At 32.1% G+C, this 17,135-nt stretch carries 19 protein-coding genes; 14 read left to right on the forward strand and 5 right to left on the reverse strand.

Going from position 1 to position 17,135, the window contains the following annotated elements; genetic code table 11:
• Window positions 1-36: 36 nt before the first annotated feature.
• The gene (locus N508_RS08390; RefSeq protein WP_023275970.1) at window positions 37-2,187 is read right to left on the reverse strand and encodes an RNA ligase; all 2,151 of its coding nucleotides are present in this window, start codon (window positions 2,185-2,187) and stop codon (window positions 37-39) included.
• Between the two features lie 254 nt (window positions 2,188-2,441).
• On the opposite strand from N508_RS08390, the gene N508_RS08395 reads away from it, so the two are divergent.
• The 13 genes from N508_RS08395 to N508_RS08455 all read left to right on the forward strand — a co-directional run bounded on the left by N508_RS08395 (window position 2,442) and on the right by N508_RS08455 (window position 12,636).
• Window positions 2,442-3,218 (forward strand): threonine/serine exporter family protein, encoded by a 777-nt coding sequence (locus N508_RS08395; protein WP_023275971.1) that lies wholly within the window; start codon window positions 2,442-2,444, stop codon window positions 3,216-3,218.
• The gene (locus tag N508_RS08400) at window positions 3,215-3,715 is read left to right on the forward strand and encodes a threonine/serine exporter family protein (RefSeq protein ID WP_023275972.1); all 501 of its coding nucleotides are present in this window, start codon (window positions 3,215-3,217) and stop codon (window positions 3,713-3,715) included. The genes N508_RS08395 and N508_RS08400 overlap by 4 nt, the downstream gene beginning before the upstream one ends.
• 93 nt (window positions 3,716-3,808) lie before the next feature.
• Window positions 3,809-4,225 (forward strand): flagellar basal body rod protein FlgB, encoded by a 417-nt coding sequence (gene flgB, locus N508_RS08405; RefSeq protein ID WP_023275973.1) that lies wholly within the window; start codon window positions 3,809-3,811, stop codon window positions 4,223-4,225.
• A gap of 17 nt (window positions 4,226-4,242) precedes the next feature.
• The gene (gene flgC / locus N508_RS08410; protein WP_023275974.1) at window positions 4,243-4,647 is read left to right on the forward strand and encodes a flagellar basal body rod protein FlgC; all 405 of its coding nucleotides are present in this window, start codon (window positions 4,243-4,245) and stop codon (window positions 4,645-4,647) included.
• A 138-nt stretch (window positions 4,648-4,785) separates the two neighbouring features.
• Window positions 4,786-5,094 carry a flagellar hook-basal body complex protein FliE gene (fliE, locus tag N508_RS08415; RefSeq protein WP_023275975.1) on the forward strand — a complete coding sequence of 103 codons (309 nt, stop codon included), beginning with the start codon at window positions 4,786-4,788 and terminating at the stop codon, window positions 5,092-5,094.
• Window positions 5,095-5,225: 131 nt separating this feature from the next.
• On the forward strand, window positions 5,226-5,429 hold the full coding sequence (locus tag N508_RS08420; protein ID WP_023275976.1) for a hypothetical protein: 204 nt from the start codon (window positions 5,226-5,228) through the stop codon (window positions 5,427-5,429).
• 194 nt (window positions 5,430-5,623) lie between these two features.
• Window positions 5,624-7,312, forward strand: coding sequence for a flagellar basal-body MS-ring/collar protein FliF (gene fliF / locus N508_RS08425; protein WP_023275977.1), 1,689 nt, complete (start codon window positions 5,624-5,626; stop codon window positions 7,310-7,312).
• A complete protein-coding gene (fliG, locus tag N508_RS08430) occupies window positions 7,312-8,355 on the forward strand; it encodes a flagellar motor switch protein FliG (protein WP_023275978.1) in 1,044 nt (347 codons plus the stop codon). Before fliF ends, fliG begins: the two co-directional genes overlap by 1 nt.
• A gap of 182 nt (window positions 8,356-8,537) precedes the next feature.
• A complete protein-coding gene (locus N508_RS08435) occupies window positions 8,538-9,755 on the forward strand; it encodes a FliH/SctL family protein (RefSeq protein ID WP_023275979.1) in 1,218 nt (405 codons plus the stop codon).
• A complete protein-coding gene (fliI, locus tag N508_RS08440; protein WP_023275980.1) occupies window positions 9,718-11,028 on the forward strand; it encodes a flagellar protein export ATPase FliI in 1,311 nt (436 codons plus the stop codon). The genes N508_RS08435 and fliI overlap by 38 nt, the downstream gene beginning before the upstream one ends.
• Window positions 11,029-11,036: 8 nt before the next feature.
• Window positions 11,037-11,348 carry a hypothetical protein gene (locus tag N508_RS08445; protein ID WP_251930605.1) on the forward strand — a complete coding sequence of 104 codons (312 nt, stop codon included), beginning with the start codon at window positions 11,037-11,039 and terminating at the stop codon, window positions 11,346-11,348.
• A gap of 136 nt (window positions 11,349-11,484) precedes the next feature.
• Entirely contained in the window at window positions 11,485-11,994 is a 510-nt protein-coding gene (locus tag N508_RS08450) for a MotE family protein (RefSeq protein ID WP_023275982.1), read from the forward strand.
• Window positions 11,995-12,003: 9 nt separating this feature from the next.
• Window positions 12,004-12,636 carry an O-methyltransferase gene (locus N508_RS08455; RefSeq protein WP_023275983.1) on the forward strand — a complete coding sequence of 211 codons (633 nt, stop codon included), beginning with the start codon at window positions 12,004-12,006 and terminating at the stop codon, window positions 12,634-12,636.
• Window positions 12,637-12,735: 99 nt separating this feature from the next.
• Here N508_RS08455 and N508_RS08460 read toward each other — a convergent pair whose 3' ends face one another.
• Together N508_RS08460 and N508_RS08465 are read right to left on the reverse strand one after the other, a co-directional pair.
• Window positions 12,736-13,506: a hypothetical protein gene (locus N508_RS08460; RefSeq protein WP_023275984.1), complete on the reverse strand. Its 771-nt coding sequence runs from the start codon at window positions 13,504-13,506 to the stop codon at window positions 12,736-12,738.
• 443 nt (window positions 13,507-13,949) lie between these two features.
• Window positions 13,950-14,384: a flagellar protein FlaG gene (locus tag N508_RS08465; RefSeq protein WP_023275985.1), complete on the reverse strand. Its 435-nt coding sequence runs from the start codon at window positions 14,382-14,384 to the stop codon at window positions 13,950-13,952.
• 538 nt (window positions 14,385-14,922) lie between these two features.
• Here N508_RS08465 and N508_RS08470 point away from each other — a divergent pair.
• The gene (locus N508_RS08470) at window positions 14,923-15,243 is read left to right on the forward strand and encodes a rhodanese-like domain-containing protein (RefSeq protein WP_023275986.1); all 321 of its coding nucleotides are present in this window, start codon (window positions 14,923-14,925) and stop codon (window positions 15,241-15,243) included.
• Here the strand turns inward: N508_RS08470 and N508_RS08475 are convergent.
• Both N508_RS08475 and N508_RS08480 read right to left on the reverse strand, forming a co-directional pair.
• Window positions 15,240-15,503: a DUF167 domain-containing protein gene (locus tag N508_RS08475; RefSeq protein WP_023275987.1), complete on the reverse strand. Its 264-nt coding sequence runs from the start codon at window positions 15,501-15,503 to the stop codon at window positions 15,240-15,242. The two genes, N508_RS08470 and N508_RS08475, sit on opposite strands and share 4 nt — an antisense overlap.
• Before the next feature lie 644 nt (window positions 15,504-16,147).
• The gene (locus N508_RS08480; protein ID WP_023275988.1) at window positions 16,148-17,044 is read right to left on the reverse strand and encodes a toxin-antitoxin system YwqK family antitoxin; all 897 of its coding nucleotides are present in this window, start codon (window positions 17,042-17,044) and stop codon (window positions 16,148-16,150) included.
• Between the last annotated feature and the right edge of the window lie 91 nt (window positions 17,045-17,135).

The raw sequence follows: 17,135 nt of genomic DNA on the forward strand, positions 1-17,135 counted from the left end.
TCTATTCTGAGCATAGCGAAGAAGCTAAATTTATCCTTATAATTTCAGTGTTTTATAATATTCTTTTAAGTCATTTAATGTAATATCATTCCATTTATCAAGGTTATTATTCCTTATTAAATCCTTTGCTGCTAAAAATGCAAGGCTTCTAGCAGTAACAGTATAATATGGATTTTCTACAACCTTTATATTATTAGAATAGCTTAAAGATCTTAATAATTTTTTTGTTTTATAGAAAATTGTTTTTATTTTAAGCATTTTATTATTTTTATCCTGCAGCACAACACCTTCAATATCCATATCTAAACTGTTATTATAATATTCAGCAGTTTTTAATAAGTCTTCTTCATTATAAATTGTATCAAGCAGTTCTTTTTTATTAAAAAGGTTTCCTGCCAAGCCATTTTTATAAACTAAATCTTCACTATTTTCTACTATATCAAGCAGCACTATTTCTGATTTTTCAGCTTTTATTGGGTGTTCATTATCTTTTATATGGATACATTCAAAAAGAAATGTTACATTATGCTTTTTGCTTATTTCTTTTATATATTCTTTCTGCTCATTATTTAATAATTCTTCAATATATCTATTATATTTTTTTCCATAAGCTATTGATTTTGTAGCATATTCTAAATCTTTTGTTGTTTTGTTATAAAATACAATACCTAAAAAACCATTATATTTTTTATAAACATAAACAGGATATTCTATATCTTTTACCCAGTTTTCTATTTTTGTATCTTCTTTTTCACCTATATTAAAAAATTTAATATATCCCCTGCCTGCTATTTCGCTGCTGTCTATATATTTATATAATCCACGGGCTTTGATTGTTATATCATTCCATATTCTTTTATGGAAAACATTTCTGGTAAAGTTTATAGATTTTATATTATGTTCTTTAAACTCTTTTTCCTGTATTATATTTTTTAGATTATTTTCTATTTTTTTATTTTTCTTAGCAGGGTTGTCATACATTTTTACTGCTTTATCTTTTAATGAAAATACTATAAGCGGGTCGCCATATTCAATATTACATTCAAGGCAGTAAGCATTATCATTAATTTTTATGCCATTTTCCAGTTTGTCAGGAAAACAATTTCTATGCCCAAAAATCTGTATAATATCAGGATGGTTTGCCTGCCAGATACCAGCAACTTTTATATAGCTTTCATAAGTATCATTATCTTCTTTATAACCATAAGTTTTTTTGCCGTTTAAAAAGCAGGCTGGAAAATGATTATCCATATATTCAATGCCTGCATGATTTAAAAAATATTTCTGTCCGTTAAATTCAAAATAAATATAGTCTTTTACAGTATTAGAGATTTTTCTAATAGATTTTTTCATATTTTCAATTTCTTTTTCACTTTTCTTTTTCTCTATTTCTTCAATAGTTTTTTTAAAATTATTACCACCGTATGGTTTATCAAAAGCCCAGTAAAAAAGTCTTAAATCATGGTTACCCATTATAAGATATACATTTTTAAGAGAAGCAAGCCATATTAATGCTTCTATCATTGATACATTATTTTCGCCTCTGTCAATATAGTCACCTAAAAATATATATGCCTTTTTAGTATCCTGCAGCATATCATTATCTTCTAAAAATTTGGAAAATACAGTATAGCTTCCATGTATATCAGGTATAACAGTTATATCTTCATACTGTTTAAATGTTTCCTGCTGTAGATAAAAAGTATCCCATTTGGCAACAGCAGAATATAAATCTGTTTCATAATCTTTATGTTTTTTCTTAAATTCAATAAGCCGTGCCTGATATTTTATTAATACATCATAAGATATGCTGTTATTATATTTCCTTGAACGAATATTATTATAACATTCATCAATGCTGTATTTATCATATACAACATAAACTACCCTGTATCTATATGCTTTTGCCATATCTAATATATTGTTTATATTATAAAGCCCAGTAGTATCTAAAATAGTTGTCTGCCCATATATCATTCTGTTTTCAAGCATCTGCATAAGCTGCTCAAAAACTATGCTGTCATAGAAACTGTCAATATTACTGCTTTTATCAATATAAGGAAATAATGTGCCGTTCATAATACGCAGAGTATCTGCAGAAATAGTTAAATGTTCTAAATTCAGTCTTTTAATATCATAACTTTTTCCAGAACCGGGAATACCTGTAAGCATAAAAAGTATTTGCATAAATCACCTTTTTTATATGATAAAATGTGTATAATATAAAAAGCAATAGCACAAATGACTAAAAAAATAAAGAAAAGATTAAAAACACATCTGTATAATTATGCCTTTCTGTTTATAATATTAATTACAAGTAATTATTGTGTTTCTATGCTAAAATACATTCAAAAAAATATGTTTTTTATAAATATTTTTAATTGACAACAGCTTTTATCAGTATTATATAAATCTCTTGTTTAAAAATATAGTGAGGTAGTATGAAAACTGCAGACATTAAAGAATTAAGTAATTTTTTACTTGATTATGCTGTTATGTTAATGCGTTCAGGAGCAAATACTGAAAGAACTGTCCGCAATGTTACAAGGATAAGTAAATCCTTTGGCTATGAAGCAGCCATAGCAATCTTTCAAAGAAATATTACAATGACTATTAAAGATACAGCAGATACTTCTAAGGGATGCACTTCTGTAAAGCAGCAGATGCAGCCCCATTTAAGCTTAAGCATAGTAAATGATTTAAGTGCATTAAGCTGGCAGTCATTTGATACTAATATGTCTTTAAAAGAAGTGAAAGAAAGGTATAGTGAAATTGTGTCAAAGGCACATTCATCTAATTTTATAGTATTGCTTTTTGCATCATTTGCCATTGCTGCATTTTGTGAGCTTTTTGGCGGTGATTATTATGCTATGCTTATAGTTTTTCTTTCTACACTTGTGGCTTTTTCTTTAAGACTTTTTCTGCTTAAATTAAAATTTGATGTAAGAGCTATGATAACAGCTGTTTCATTTACTGCATCGTTTACTGCATATTTAATTGGAACATTTCTTATATCTACAAATACATTAAATGTAGCAGTATCTACAAGTGTATTATTTTTAATACCCGGAGTTCATATAATAAATTCTGTTACAGATATACTTGACGGCCATGTTATGACAGGTATAGCAAGGGCAGTAAGCTCTATAATACTGGTTATATGTATAGCAATAGGTCTTTATGCAACATTATCTTTAACAAACTGGTTATTTTTATGATACATACAATATTATACTCATTAAATGAAGCACTTTTTGCAGCCATTGCTGCTGTTGGTTTTGCATTAATCAGCGACCCGCCTAAAAGGCTTATTATATATACAGCCATTTTGGCAGCAGCTGGCAGAGGATGCAGATATTTTTTAATAACACATTATGGGATAGGAATATCAACATCTACATTAATTGCAGCTGTTATAATAGGCTTTTTAGGGCTTTATATGGCTAATAAATTAAGATGCTCTATGGAAGTTATTTCATTTCCTGCACTTCTTCCTATGATACCGGGACTTTATGCTTATGAAACTATTTTATCCATAGTAAAATACAGTCAGGCATCAACTATTATTGCCAAACAGGAAATACTTATAAATATTTTTGATAACGGTATTACTGCATTGTTTATTATTACCGCACTGGCAGTAGGGGTTACTATCCCTCTTTTAATTTTCTATGAAAAATCATTTACAATGACAAGGAAAAAGAAAGAGAAATAATCTTTATTATTTTGGCACATCTCTTGCTAATAAATAAGCAAGTGAATTTAAAAGTGGCATTTGTATTGCTTACTAAAAAGTAAGAGGTGTGAAATGATAGGGATTTTTGATAAAACAAAAGTAAATGATTTAAACTTTGCTCTTGATACTTTATCAGTAAAAAACAACGGTATATCAAGAAACATTGCAAATCAGGATACTCCAAAATATAAAGCTGTTAAACTTGTTTTCAGTGAAGTTATGGAAGAGTATTACTCTAATGCAAATAATCCTGTATCACTTAAACGCACTAATTCAATGCACATGCCATTAGGTGACGAAGAATTAGACCCTAGGACATTAGTTCGTTTCCAAAATAACCCATCTATAAAAAATGACGGAAACGATGTTAATCTGGATTATGAAATGAGCCAGCAGGCAGAAGCAGAGTTAAGATATAAACTGCTTTCTCAAATAGCCGGCAAAAAAGTAACAGGTCTTGTTGAATTAACAAGAACACAGGCTCAGTAAGAAGTGAGAGGTAGAAAATGAGTTATTTTGATGTATTAGATGTGGCAGCCACAGGGCTTTCTGCACAAAGAATAAGAATGAGTGTATTATCTTCAAATATGGCAAATGCTAACACTACACGCACAGAAGACGGCGGACCATACAGGAAGAAAAATGTTATATTTAAACAAGTTTTAACAGGCGAGCATAAAGGCGGTGTTCAGGTGGATAAAATATATGAAGATACTAAACCACCTCGTTTGCAGTATGACCCAACCCATCCAGATGCAAACGAAGAAGGTTATGTTGCTATGCCTAACATAAGCCCTGTTGAAGAAATGGTAAACCTTTTAGAAGCAGCAAGAGCTTATGAATCAAACTTAACTATTTTGCAGTCAGCTAAACAATTATCTAATGCTGCACTGGAAATTGGACGACAATAATATAAGGAAATTTTTTCCTGATATTTAAAAACAGGAATTTTATACCATTTATATGTGGTAAAATTTTCCTGATATAGATTTATGTTGATAAGTAATTAAAAAGATTGTATATTATATATAGAAAGATAGGAGCAGAAAATGGCTGATATTAATAAACTGGATATTTTACTTCCAAACAGTCTTGAAACAAATTACAGCTCTACACAGCAGCCTTCTGTTGTGGAAGGGGACAGTTTCTCTGATATTTTGAAAACAGCACTTAATAATGTGGATTCTGCTCAGCATAATGCAACAGCAGCTATTCAGCAGGCACTTAATGGTGAAAATACTGATGTGCATGATACAATGATAGCTATGCAGAAAGCTGATACATCACTTAAAATGATGATGGAAGTCCGTAATAAATTATTATCTGCTTATCAAGAAGTTATTAAAACTCAAGTGTAGTATATAAATTTTTGCTGCACTTGATTTTCTTATCCCTTTTGTAGTATGCTGTCTTTTAACAGTGTAACTGTATAGTTACTATCTTTATATAAAAAAATAATAATGTCTTTATAAATACTTAGGTGAAAATATTGGATAAAAAATATAACTCTGAAAAAGAAAAAGTATCCTCATTGAAATTATTATGGAATTTTCTGCCTTTAAATATTAAAAGGTTTGCTGTGGTTGTTTTTATTGTTTTAATATGTTCTTCTTTTTTTGCAATATTTTTTGCAGGTGATGCAGTTAGTGAATTAAGGTCTATAAGCAGGCAGATAGATAATTATACAAAATAGTATTTGTCTTATATAAAGTTCTGCATTTATTTTAATGATATAATATAATGTGGAAGTTTTTACTGCTATTATAACAGTATATGGTTAAATTTAAAAAAATACTTGTAACTGTTAAAGAAATTTTATATATTGCAGTATATGTCACTATATTTGTGCATAGTGTAATTTTATATATAGTATAGGAGCGACCATATATGGCGGTGCGTAATTTATCCACACAGTTTTTAGATATCTGGGCAAAGCTTACAACACTTCAAAAAGTGGCGATTGGTGCTGCATCTGTTGCAGTGATTGCTGCTGTTACTGTTCTGCTTATCTGGGCTAATAAGCCAGCTTATAAACCACTTTATACTGATATGACTCAGGAAGATGTTCAGGCAGTCAGTAACAAGTTACGCCAGCAGACTGTTCCTTTTAGAGTAAACGGCACATCTATAGAAGTTCCACAAGAAAATGTATATAATGCTAGAATGATGCTTGCAGAGCAGGGGCTGCCAAAAACTCCACCTGCTGCTGGATTTGAGCTTTTTGATAAATCAAGTTTTGGTAAAACTGAATTTATGCAGAATGTAGACTATCAAAGAGCATTGCAGGGCGAATTAAGCAACACTATCGCTGCAATGGATAAAGTTTTAGAAGCAAAAGTCCATTTAAGCATCCCAAAAGAAAGGCTTTTTATTTCAGAAGAGCAGCAGGCAAAAGCATCTGTTGCATTAAAATTAAGGCAGGGGCAGGTTTTAAGCGAAGATGAAGTCCGCTCTATCAGCCATTTAGTTGCAGCAGCTGTAAAAGGGCTTGAGCCAAAAAATATTCAGGTGGTTGATACTGCTGGTAACCTGCTTAGTGCTTTTATGACAGAGGCAAATGAGCCATACAGACTTACTCAAAATCAAATAGCTTATGAAAGAGACCAGGAAAAATATATGGAAGACAGGCTTAAAAATGCACTTCTTCCTATGCTTGGTGCAGATAATCCTTTTATTGTCCGTGTAAGTGTTGCTATGGATTTCTCTCAAAGAGAAGTTATTAGTGAAAAATTTGGCGAAACACCAGTGACCCGTTCCCAAAGAACATTAGAGATTAATTCAAGGCAGACTGGTAAAGGTCCGCAGGGCATTCCCGGTGTTGAATCAAACCTTGCAGAGCCTGATATATTAGTAGATGGTATAGTCAGTGAATACAGCAAAACTGATGAAACAACTAATTATGAAATAGATAAAACGGTTACAAGGGAAAATAAAGTTGGTGGTGAGATAAAAAGGCTCACGGTTGCAGTAGTTGTAGACGATAGACAAACTATAGAGACAGTAGACGGTGCAAGACAGCTTGTGCGTAAACCTTGGACAGAAGATGAAATGACAAAACTCCGTGCTGCTGTTGCAGCTGCCGTTGGATATGATGCAGGCAGGACAGATGTTATTGAAGTAACAAATATATCTTTTGATACTACAAAAGATGAAATAGATTTAATGGCAGAAGAGAGTGCTAAGCGTATGGAAATGATAAAACAAATCGCATCTTATGTAAGTGCTGTTGTAATTATTTTTATGTTTTGGCTGCTTATTTTACGACCTATCTTTAAAAGGCTTGATAAATCTAGAGAAATTGATGAAGAAATGCTCGGAGAATCTGCTCTTGATGCTCAAATGTCAGGGCTTGATATTTCTGTTGGCGATGAAAGTGGTTTCCCTAAATCTGTTGAAGAATTAGAGCGTGAAATAGAGGCAGAGTTAGAAGAATCTACCCCTATTGATGTTGAAGCAGTAAAATCTAAAGTGATGTTGAAGAAAATTGAAGAACAGGCAAATGAGGACCCTGAGATGATAGCAAACTTAGTAAAAGCTATGATTAAAAGCGGTGGTAATCAAGGGGGAAGTAACTAATGGCTAAAGAAGATACAGCTGCCATGATGGCTGCCCTTACGGGCTTGCAGACATCACAGGGTATGAAAAAAGCTGCTATTTTAATGGTTGCATTAGGTGAAGAAATATCTTCTAAAGTTATGGCATTTCTTGATGATGAAGAAGTTTCTGATTTATCAAAAGAGATAGCTTTAACAAGGGTTGTCCCACCTGAGCAGATAGATGAAGTTGTAGAAGAATTTTACAACATGATGCTTGCGAAAAAATTTATTTCCAAAGGCGGTTTAGAGTATGCTAAATCTATCCTTGTTAAATCATTAGGACCAGAACGGGCAAGGAAGATTATTGACAGGCTTACTAAAATGCTTGAACAGTCATCTGGTTTTGAATTTTTAACTAAGATTGACCCTAAACAGCTCGCAAAATTTATTATGAATGAGCACCCGCAGACTATCGCTTTAATTCTTGCCCATTTAGACCCATCTCATGCAGCAGAATCTATGGCACAGCTGCCAGAAGATTTAAAAGCAGAAGTAGCTGTAAGAATTGCAAATCTGCAGGATATTTCTCCTGCTGTAGTTAAAACACTTTCAAAAGTATTAGAAGAAAGGTTTGAAGCCTTATCATCATATAATGTTGAAGTTGGTGGTGTGAAATCTGTTGCAGAGATATTTAACCGTATGGACAGGGTTGCAAGTAAAACTACTCTTGACAGATTAGAAAAAGATGCTCCAGAATTAGTTGCAAAAATCAGAGATATGATGTTTGTATTTGATGATATTAAAGTGCTTGGAACAGCAGCTATTCAGGAAATACTTAAAAAAGCTGATAAGAAAGTGCTTACATTTGCTCTTAAAGGAGCTGATGAAGATACTAAGAAAAAATTCTTTGAAAATATGTCTAAGCGTGCTATGGAAACCATGCAGGAAGAAATGGACTATATGGGACCTGTCCGCTTGAAAGATGTTGAAAAAGCTCAGCATGAGATTGTTGCTATCGTTAGGGAGCTTGATGAAGAAGGTGTTATTAGTATTGGTGGCGGTGAAGAAGAGCAGTTTGTTTAATTTATATATAAAATATTTTATAAAATTTATTATTGCAGGCAGGTTATTTGTCTGCAATAATTTTATAAAGAGCAGGCTTTTATTATGCTTTTTAAAGTTTGCAGGATAGGAAGTATTATTTAACTTTTTAAAATTTTAGACTAATATATAGTTTTAATTTTTCTATTAATTATGGAGCAGTTATGTCATCAAAAGTTATCAAAGAGGACAGGTCAGAGGGTGTATTTAAGATGAGAGAGTTTGCCACAGTTGAGCGTGGTGAAAGAGATTATAATTTACGCTCTTTTGCTGATGATGAAGAATTATCAGTGCAGGATATGTTTAGTGATACTGGTGAAGATGAGCCTGACACAATAGAAGAATATGAAGATGAAATTACAGAAAAGGATTACTGGCCTCCGTCCCGTCTTGCAAAGGCAGAAGACGGTATTGTTGGCGAAAAAGTAGACCTGCCTGCTGGAAAACTGGGACAGGGCTTTGTAGAAGCACCAATGTTTTCTGACGGGTTTGATAATGAGCCAAAATCTCAGGCAGTTGTGCATTCAAGAAATACTGAAAGAGAAGAAGATGATTTGCCAGCAGAAGATATTCCTTTAATGCAGAAAGTATCTGATGATAATATGCCGCATATAGAAAATAGTGGAAGCAGTATAGTTTTAAATGATGAATTTATTCCTAATCCTGAAATGTCGCCATTAATCAGTGAAAGTGAGCTTGCAGCACTGAAAAATGAACTTACATCATATAAAGAGCAGATTGAAAGCTATAAAGCACATGCAGAAGAAATGGAAGCATTAAAGCTGACTGTTGAAAAAGCATTAATGGAGCGGGATAAACAGCTTGATACAGCTAATGCAGAGCTTGAAACATTAAAAAATACAATGCCTGAGCAGCTTGCAGCAGCAAAAGAAGAAGGCAGGCAGGAAGGATTTGAGCAGGCTCGTGTAGAGTTTGAAAAACAATATGAAGCAGAAAAATCTGATTATATGGCAAAACTTGATGTATTTTATCAAGATGCACTTTCAAAAATAGAAGAAGTAAAATCAGCAGTTGATGCAATAGATGAGCAGATACCTGCAACAGTTATAGGTTTTGTAAAAACATTGATAGGGCAGGAAAGAAAAATAAATGACAGTTTTGCACTAAATATTATAAAGCAGAATTTATCAAGATTACATGAGTTTAGAGATATAAAATTTAAAGTAAATCCAGAAGATGTGGAAATAACTAAGGCAGGGCTTCCTGATTATGAAGTGATAGGGGATGTTTCTGTTGCAAAAGGAGCAGTTATTGTTGATTCTAAATCTGGCGAAATTGCTTTAAATGTAGATACTATGATTAATGATTTGGAAAAAGAAATAAATGCGCAACTTACAGCTGCTAAAAGCAGTCAAACCTAAAACTAAAATAATACTTACAGGCAGAGTTACTAAAATCGCGGGGCTTGTAGTAGAAGCTGATGGACCATTAATAAGTATTGGCAGCCGCTGCACTATTAGAACTGTTACAGGCACAGATATATATGCTGAAATCATAGGCTTTCGTGATGACAGAGTTGTGCTTATGCCTTATGGTGAAAATGAGGGTATTGCACCCGGAAGTATTGTAAGTGAAGTAAGCGACGGCAATAAAGTATTTGTAGGTGAAAGCCTTTTAGGCAGAGTTCTTGACGGATTTGGAAACCCTATGGATGGAAAAGGTCCCTTAATAGATGTGCATCCTGTTCCTATTAGTGCTGCACCGCCGCCGCCATTATTAAGGCGTGTTATTAAAACACCAATATCTACGGGGGTAAAAGCAATAGATGGTCTTTTAACATCAGGCAGCGGTCAGCGTGTTGGTATATTTGCAGGTTCTGGTGTTGGTAAAAGTGTGCTTTTAGGTATGATAGCAAGAAATACAAGTGCACAGGTAAATGTTATTGCATTAATTGGTGAACGGGGCAGAGAAGTAAGAGAGTTTATAGAGAGAGATTTAGGGGAAGAGGGTTTAAAACGAAGTGTTGTAGTTGTTGCAACCAGTGACCAGTCTGCCTTGGTGAGAAGACTTGGAGCATTTGTATCTACTGCAATAGCAGAATATTTTAGAGATAAAGGCAAAGAAGTTATGCTTATGATGGATAGTGTAACCCGCTTTGCTATGGCTCAAAGGGAGATAGGCTTAACAGTTGGCGAGCCTCCTACATCAAAAGGCTATACACCTTCAGTTTTTGGTCTTTTGCCTAAACTTTTAGAAAGAGCAGGCACAACAGAGGGTGAAGGCTCTATTACAGGGCTTTACACAGTTTTATCAGAGGGTGATGATATGAATGACCCTATTGCAGATACTGTCCGCTCTATTATTGATGGTCATATTGTTTTAGATAGAAGTCTGGGAGCAAAAAATCATTTTCCTGCAATAAATGTAATGGTGAGTGCGTCGCGTCTTATGACAGAAGTTGCTTCCCATGAGCATATTGCAATGGCTGGTAAAATCCGCGATTTAATAGCTACATATAGAGAAGCAGAAGATTTAATTAATATTGGTGCATATTCCAAAGGCTCTAATCCTAAAATTGATGAGGCAATAGCGAAAAATAATGCAGTAAACAGCTTTTTAAAACAGGGTAAAAATGAAAAATTTACTATGGAAGAAACACTTGGCATTATGCAGTCAATATCTGGAAAAGTATAAAATAATATATGAATAAAAAATTTAAACTTGAAAAAGTATTAGAATTAAGAGAAAAAGCCCTTGAAAGAGAAAAAATAACATTGGCAGATTTACAGTTAAAAGAAAAGCAGGCTTATGAAGAGATGTATGCTGTTATGGAAGATATAAAAGCAAAAAATATTGAGCTGGAGCAGGATAGAGCAAAGGGTATATTTGATTTTATAGAAATGTATAATAAATATATCGCTGTAAGGCAGGATGATTTAGCACTATGCGAAGCAAAAGTGCAGGCGGCAGTAAGAGAAACTGCAAAACAAAAAGAAGTATTAAAAAAGCATTAAATGATGTAAAGGTAATGGAAAAATTAAAAGAAAAACATTTGCTTGATTATGCTGAATATGTAAAAAAACAGGAAATGATGCAGATAGATGAAATAAATATCACAAGAGGATATAAAGAAGAATAAGGAGCAGAAGTATGAAAAAAATATTTATATTATGCCTGATATTTTTATCTGCTTTAAGTGCAGCTTATGCAGATGAGCAGAATAATAAAGTAATAGATACAACCACAATATTAAAAGAATTAAGAGAGAAAGAAAGAAATCTAAATATCCGCGAAGCAGATTTAAATGCAAAAGAGGCAAGGCTTAATGCTATGGAGCAGGACCTTCTTTCAAGAGAAAGCGATATTAAAAAGATAAGAGATGAAGTTTCATCTCAGCTTAAATCATTAAGCGAGCAGCAGAATAAAGAACTTGATAACCTTGTAAAAATATATTCCACATCAAAACCAAAATCTGTTGCTAATATTATTACTACAATGGAGATTGATACTGCTGTTGCAATTTTCAGCAGAATGACACCAAATGTGGCTGGTAAGCTTTTAAATGAGCTTGGCAAATCAAACCCAGAATATGCTTCTAAAATGGCAGAAAGGCTTACATATCAGCCAGTTTTTGGTGATGATAAAAGAAAACCTCAATAGAAATATTTTATGAATGTGTCATTTTCACCTACAATTTGCGAAGATTTTCTAAAAAATTTAGGCTCTAATGCAGATTATGAAATTTTAAGGCAGGCAGCAGAAAGAATGGGGGTGCCATCATTAGAGGAGAATGCCTGCACAGCTGTTACTAATATAGTTTCTATAAAACAGCCTGCAAAAAGTATAGATATTGGCTGCGGTATAGGGGTATCAAGCCTTGCAGTATTAAAAGGGTATCCAAATACAAATCTTACTGCAGTTGACGGCAATTTAGAAAGAGGGCTTTTTTTTCAAAACTATTTTAGAGATTATAAAAATGTATCATACTATCAAATGCGTGGAGAGCAGTTTTTAAAAACAACTGATGAAAAATATGACTTTGCATTTATTGATACAGTAAAAAGAGAATATTCTGGTATTTGGCAGCTTTTAAGACCAAGGCTTAATAAAAATGCCTGTGTTATTTTTGATGATATATTAATATACGGCTATGTAATGTGTCAGGAATGCGAAACGCCGTATAAATATCAGTCAAACAGGCGGGAAGTATTAAACTTTATATATGAAATATTTGAAGATGCCACACTTAACACTCAACTCATACCTGTAAATGGCGGTATGCTTTGTATATCTTTAAAATAATAAAATATACTGTTTAATTTTAATTTATAATAGATATAAGAAAGGCGGAATTTAAATTCCGCCTGTATTTTATTATATTAATTAAAACTATTGTAAGATTTAGTTTACAGAAAAAGGTTTTTGTATTGCATTTTCAAGTGGAGTTGTGCTGTCATTTTTCTTTTGCATTATAACAGTAGTTTTTGCATCAACAGTTATTATGCCCATTCTCATAGCATTAACAGATTTACCAACTAATGTTAAATCTATCCTTACAGAGCCATCATCTAATACTGATAAACTGTATGGACTATTTGGAAAGTCTAAAGGCTGTGCTGATGGCTTATTATTATCTGCATCATAATTCCAACCCTTTACTCCTTTTCCAGATAAACCTGTTGTTTCATAATATTCTGTAAATTGATACTTGTCGGCAGGTGCAAAAGTGTCCATTATTTGTCCTGCCAGCTGAACTCTTGAAGACATCTTTAATTTATTATTTTCTATGGATACAACAGCAATACCATCTAAAAGCTCAGCTATTCCTTTCTGAGGATTACCATCATTATCTTCAGTTGGGCATTGGTTTTTCATATTAATATCAATTATGTCAGGATATAATTCTTTAGCTTTGGCACAGTCATTTGATATATACATTAAATCTGCCATGCCTACTATCGTTTCATTATTTCCTTTTGCATTTGTAACTTGTGTTCCAAAAAAAGTAATTTCATAAGTTCCTGTAAGCTCTTTGCTATAATCAAGTGTAGTATTGCCACCTTCAGTTCCAGTGCTGCTGTTTCCACTGTTATTGTCAGAATCTTCTGAACAGCCAGTAATAATAAAAGCGGCTAACATACATGATAAAATAATAAATAAAGACTTTTTCATATCCTTACCTCCTAAAAAAATTTTTCTGATTATATCAGGGGGGGGAAATGTCAAGTATTATTTAAGGGTTATAAATAAAATTGATAATTATTGCAGCTTATACTGCATAAATTCTTTATTGTGTTTAGAATAGACAGTGTGTAGATTAATATAAAAACTGTTACAGTTATGTCTTACTGAGCCTTTTAGGCGAAGTATCTAGAATGTAAAACTGCAACGGTCTTAAAACAGCATTGATAATTGTTGAAACATATACTGTATAGATTATTCGCGATGCTCATAATGACAAATGGGGTTAAACAAAAATTTTAGATTAATCCACTAAATAAATTTTTTTCCTGTAAAAATGTAAATCCATTTTTTAGTTTTCTATATCTATTAAATTAAATTTCAACCTTATATATAATAAACAGGGGCATAAAGCCCCTGCAATACAGAGCGAGTTAAATTGTTTCGTTTACTAATTGTTTTTGAGATTGCCTGACCTTAGTTAATAAATTTAAATAAAGGTCTGAAGGATACTGCCCAATAACATGGTCCGTTTCTGTATTGACTATCTGCAAAACTGATATTTGAGTATTTTCATCAATATAATGATTTCTTTCAACATACTCTTTTCTTAAATCTTCTACCAGTTTTGATAATGCTTCTTTTTGATAATCAACATTATCTGGGTTATTCCCACTTGTCTTATCAGCAGTTTGAGCATGAAAGATGGCTGTATCTTCCTGCATACTATTGTCATTTGATACTGTGCTTTCTGCACTTGTATTAATAGCAGCATTATTTTGTGCTGTCAGACTTGCTTTATCTTTTTTTTGCGGAGCATTATTAGGCGTAGATGTTACTGCGGTTTGTCCGCTTATAATGTTTATCATATTCTACCGCCTTTAATAAGCGTATATGCTTATTTATTAATGCAAAAAAATTGTCCTTATAATATGAGACTTGATTCGCATTTGTGCATCCATGCTTTTTCTGCCCTTTAATATTTACGCACAGGCAGTTAAAGTGTTTTTTGAGATTATTTCTCTAAAATTTAGGTATGGTGCTAATATAGACTGGTGTTGTTCACCTGGACATAGATAGTCTTAAATCTTCCCTGTATTCAAGGACATCGTCACTTATAAAAGTGTATTAGCCTGCTTCCATGCAGCCAAAGGCATAAATCCATCTAAGCCATATACCTAAAGTATCATTGTTTAAACCAGACCCTCGCTCCAAAGCCTGCAATATTTACAAAAAAAGCCAAGAGAATATTATATATCCCTTGGCTTACTTATTGCAATACCTTAAACAACTTTACAATTTAAATTATATAAAAATATGTATAAAAGTCAAGAATATTAAAAAATATTTTGCAATTTTTTTATTTTATTATAATAATACTAAAATTATATTATTTTGGAGAGCATAATGGGGTTTTTTGATATTTTTAAAGTTAAAGATATTAATGGAGAGCTTGAAAAAGCAAAAACTATTGAAGGAAGTGTTATATTGGATGTCCGCACTGTTTCAGAATATAAAGGCGGTCATATCCCTAAAAGCATTAATATTCCAGTTGATGAAATAAGTAAAGTCTCTGTCAAATATCAAGATAAAGCAACGCCGTTTTTTGTTTACTGTTTGAGTGGTGCAAGAAGTGCTGGTGCTGTTAGGATAATGAATCAAATGGGCTATGAGAATGTTGTAGATATGGGCGGCATATCACGCTATTATGGAGAGATTGAACACTAAAATTTTTCTAAAATGGTAATTATTTCTTCACAGCTTTTATCTGTATTTATATCTAATATTTTTAGCCGTGAAACATGACCTGATGATATTGTAACATCAGATTTTGGTATATTTAAAAGTTTTGAAAATATTTTAATAATTTCACTGTTTGCTGCACCATCTACTGGTGGTGCTGTTATTTTTATTTTTGGCAGTCCGTCATAAAGCCCTGCATAGCCTGATTTTTTAGAATTTGGCTGTATATATACTTTAATTTTCATAATAATATCCTTATATGTTTTATTTCAAAATTCGTTTATGCTCACTAAAGAAGTCTTATCCTAAGGATTATATGTCATTCTGAGCATAGCGAAGAATCTAGAATATACAAATTTCTACTGCCAGCATCAAATTAGAGTGTGATAATTATATGCAGTATTTACAATCTAGTTCCTTCGCCTGTCTGTCAGGCTCAGGAAGACATATTTTAGTATTTCAAAAATTTATGCAGTATAAAAATGTTACTTCATTAAAAAATATACAAAGTTAAATAAAGCTCTCATACACTTCAACTTATGTCTTACTGAGCCTGAAAGGCGAAGTATCTAAAAAACAGATACTTTAAATATATCATATACTATTGCAATATATATAATTTAGATTTTTCGCTATGCTTAAAATGACAATATATTAATTATTATAATAACTATATGTAGTTTAATATAATGACTATAAGTATAAAACAACTTATTAATAATAACTATTACGGATTATTTCATACTGAGCATTTATGCGAAGTATCTAAAAAGCATACAATTTAAATATATTATTCATTATTATAATATATGTAATACAGATTTTTCGCCTCCAAAATAATTATAATATGATATTATAAATTATTGACCTTATATTTTCACAAAATGTATTATTTGCCGCACTTAATTCTATATATGCTGTATTGGATAGTTTCTAAATCTTTTGGAGTAAATTTATAGCCATTAGTGCATCTGCCACTGACAACATAGTCATTTTCAAAATTAACAACAGCATATATTTTGCCATCAGCAGAATATTTTACGGCTTTACCATGTTTTATGCCTTCTACAAAATCTACAAATAAAAAAGGTCTGCCAGTTTCTTCATCAAATACTTTTAATGTGCCATTCACAATGCCATCATTAAAGGGTATTTCTTCTGTTAATATACCTTTTTCTGTATATGACCTTTCATATCCGTGTTTTCTGCCCTGCTTATACATTCTTTCTAATTTTAATTTGCCGTTATGATAATATTTTTTGGCAGTTCCTTCTTTATAATCATTTTTGTATACAAACCTTGCACTTAATATGCCGTCCATATAATAATCTTTTCTTATACCTTCTACTTTGCCATTTTTATATGGTATTTCAGATTCTACACCACCTATTTCATAATACAATCTTTCAATGCCCTCTATTTTATCATTTTTATATGGTGTTGCTCTTAATAATGCACCGCTTGGAAAATATCTTTTTTCTATCCCATCTCTCTTGCTGTTTTTATATATGGTAGTTTCTTCTATAAAATCATCATAATAATACATAACAGCTGTGCCTTCTATTTTTCCATTTTTTATTGGGAAATAAATATTTCTGTTATCATAGTTTTTAAGGCAGGCTGTGCCAGTTGTGTTTATAGAATTATATAATTTACCTTTTCGCATTCCTGATAAGTCACTTTTAGTTATAATAAAATCACATTTTTCATCACTTAGAGAAACATTAGGATATATAAAGAGAGAAAAACATAATAAAAAGATACCAGCTAGTTTAGAGCAGCTCATCACTGCCCTTTGTTATCATCATTTTTAATTAAAACTGTGCCAAGAGAATCTATCTGAACATTATCTGCCACTTCCGTATGCGCTATAATAT

It is taken from the genome of Mucispirillum schaedleri ASF457, assembly GCF_000487995.2.
In the GTDB taxonomy this organism is placed as follows: Bacteria; Chrysiogenota; Deferribacteres; order Deferribacterales; family Mucispirillaceae; genus Mucispirillum; species Mucispirillum schaedleri.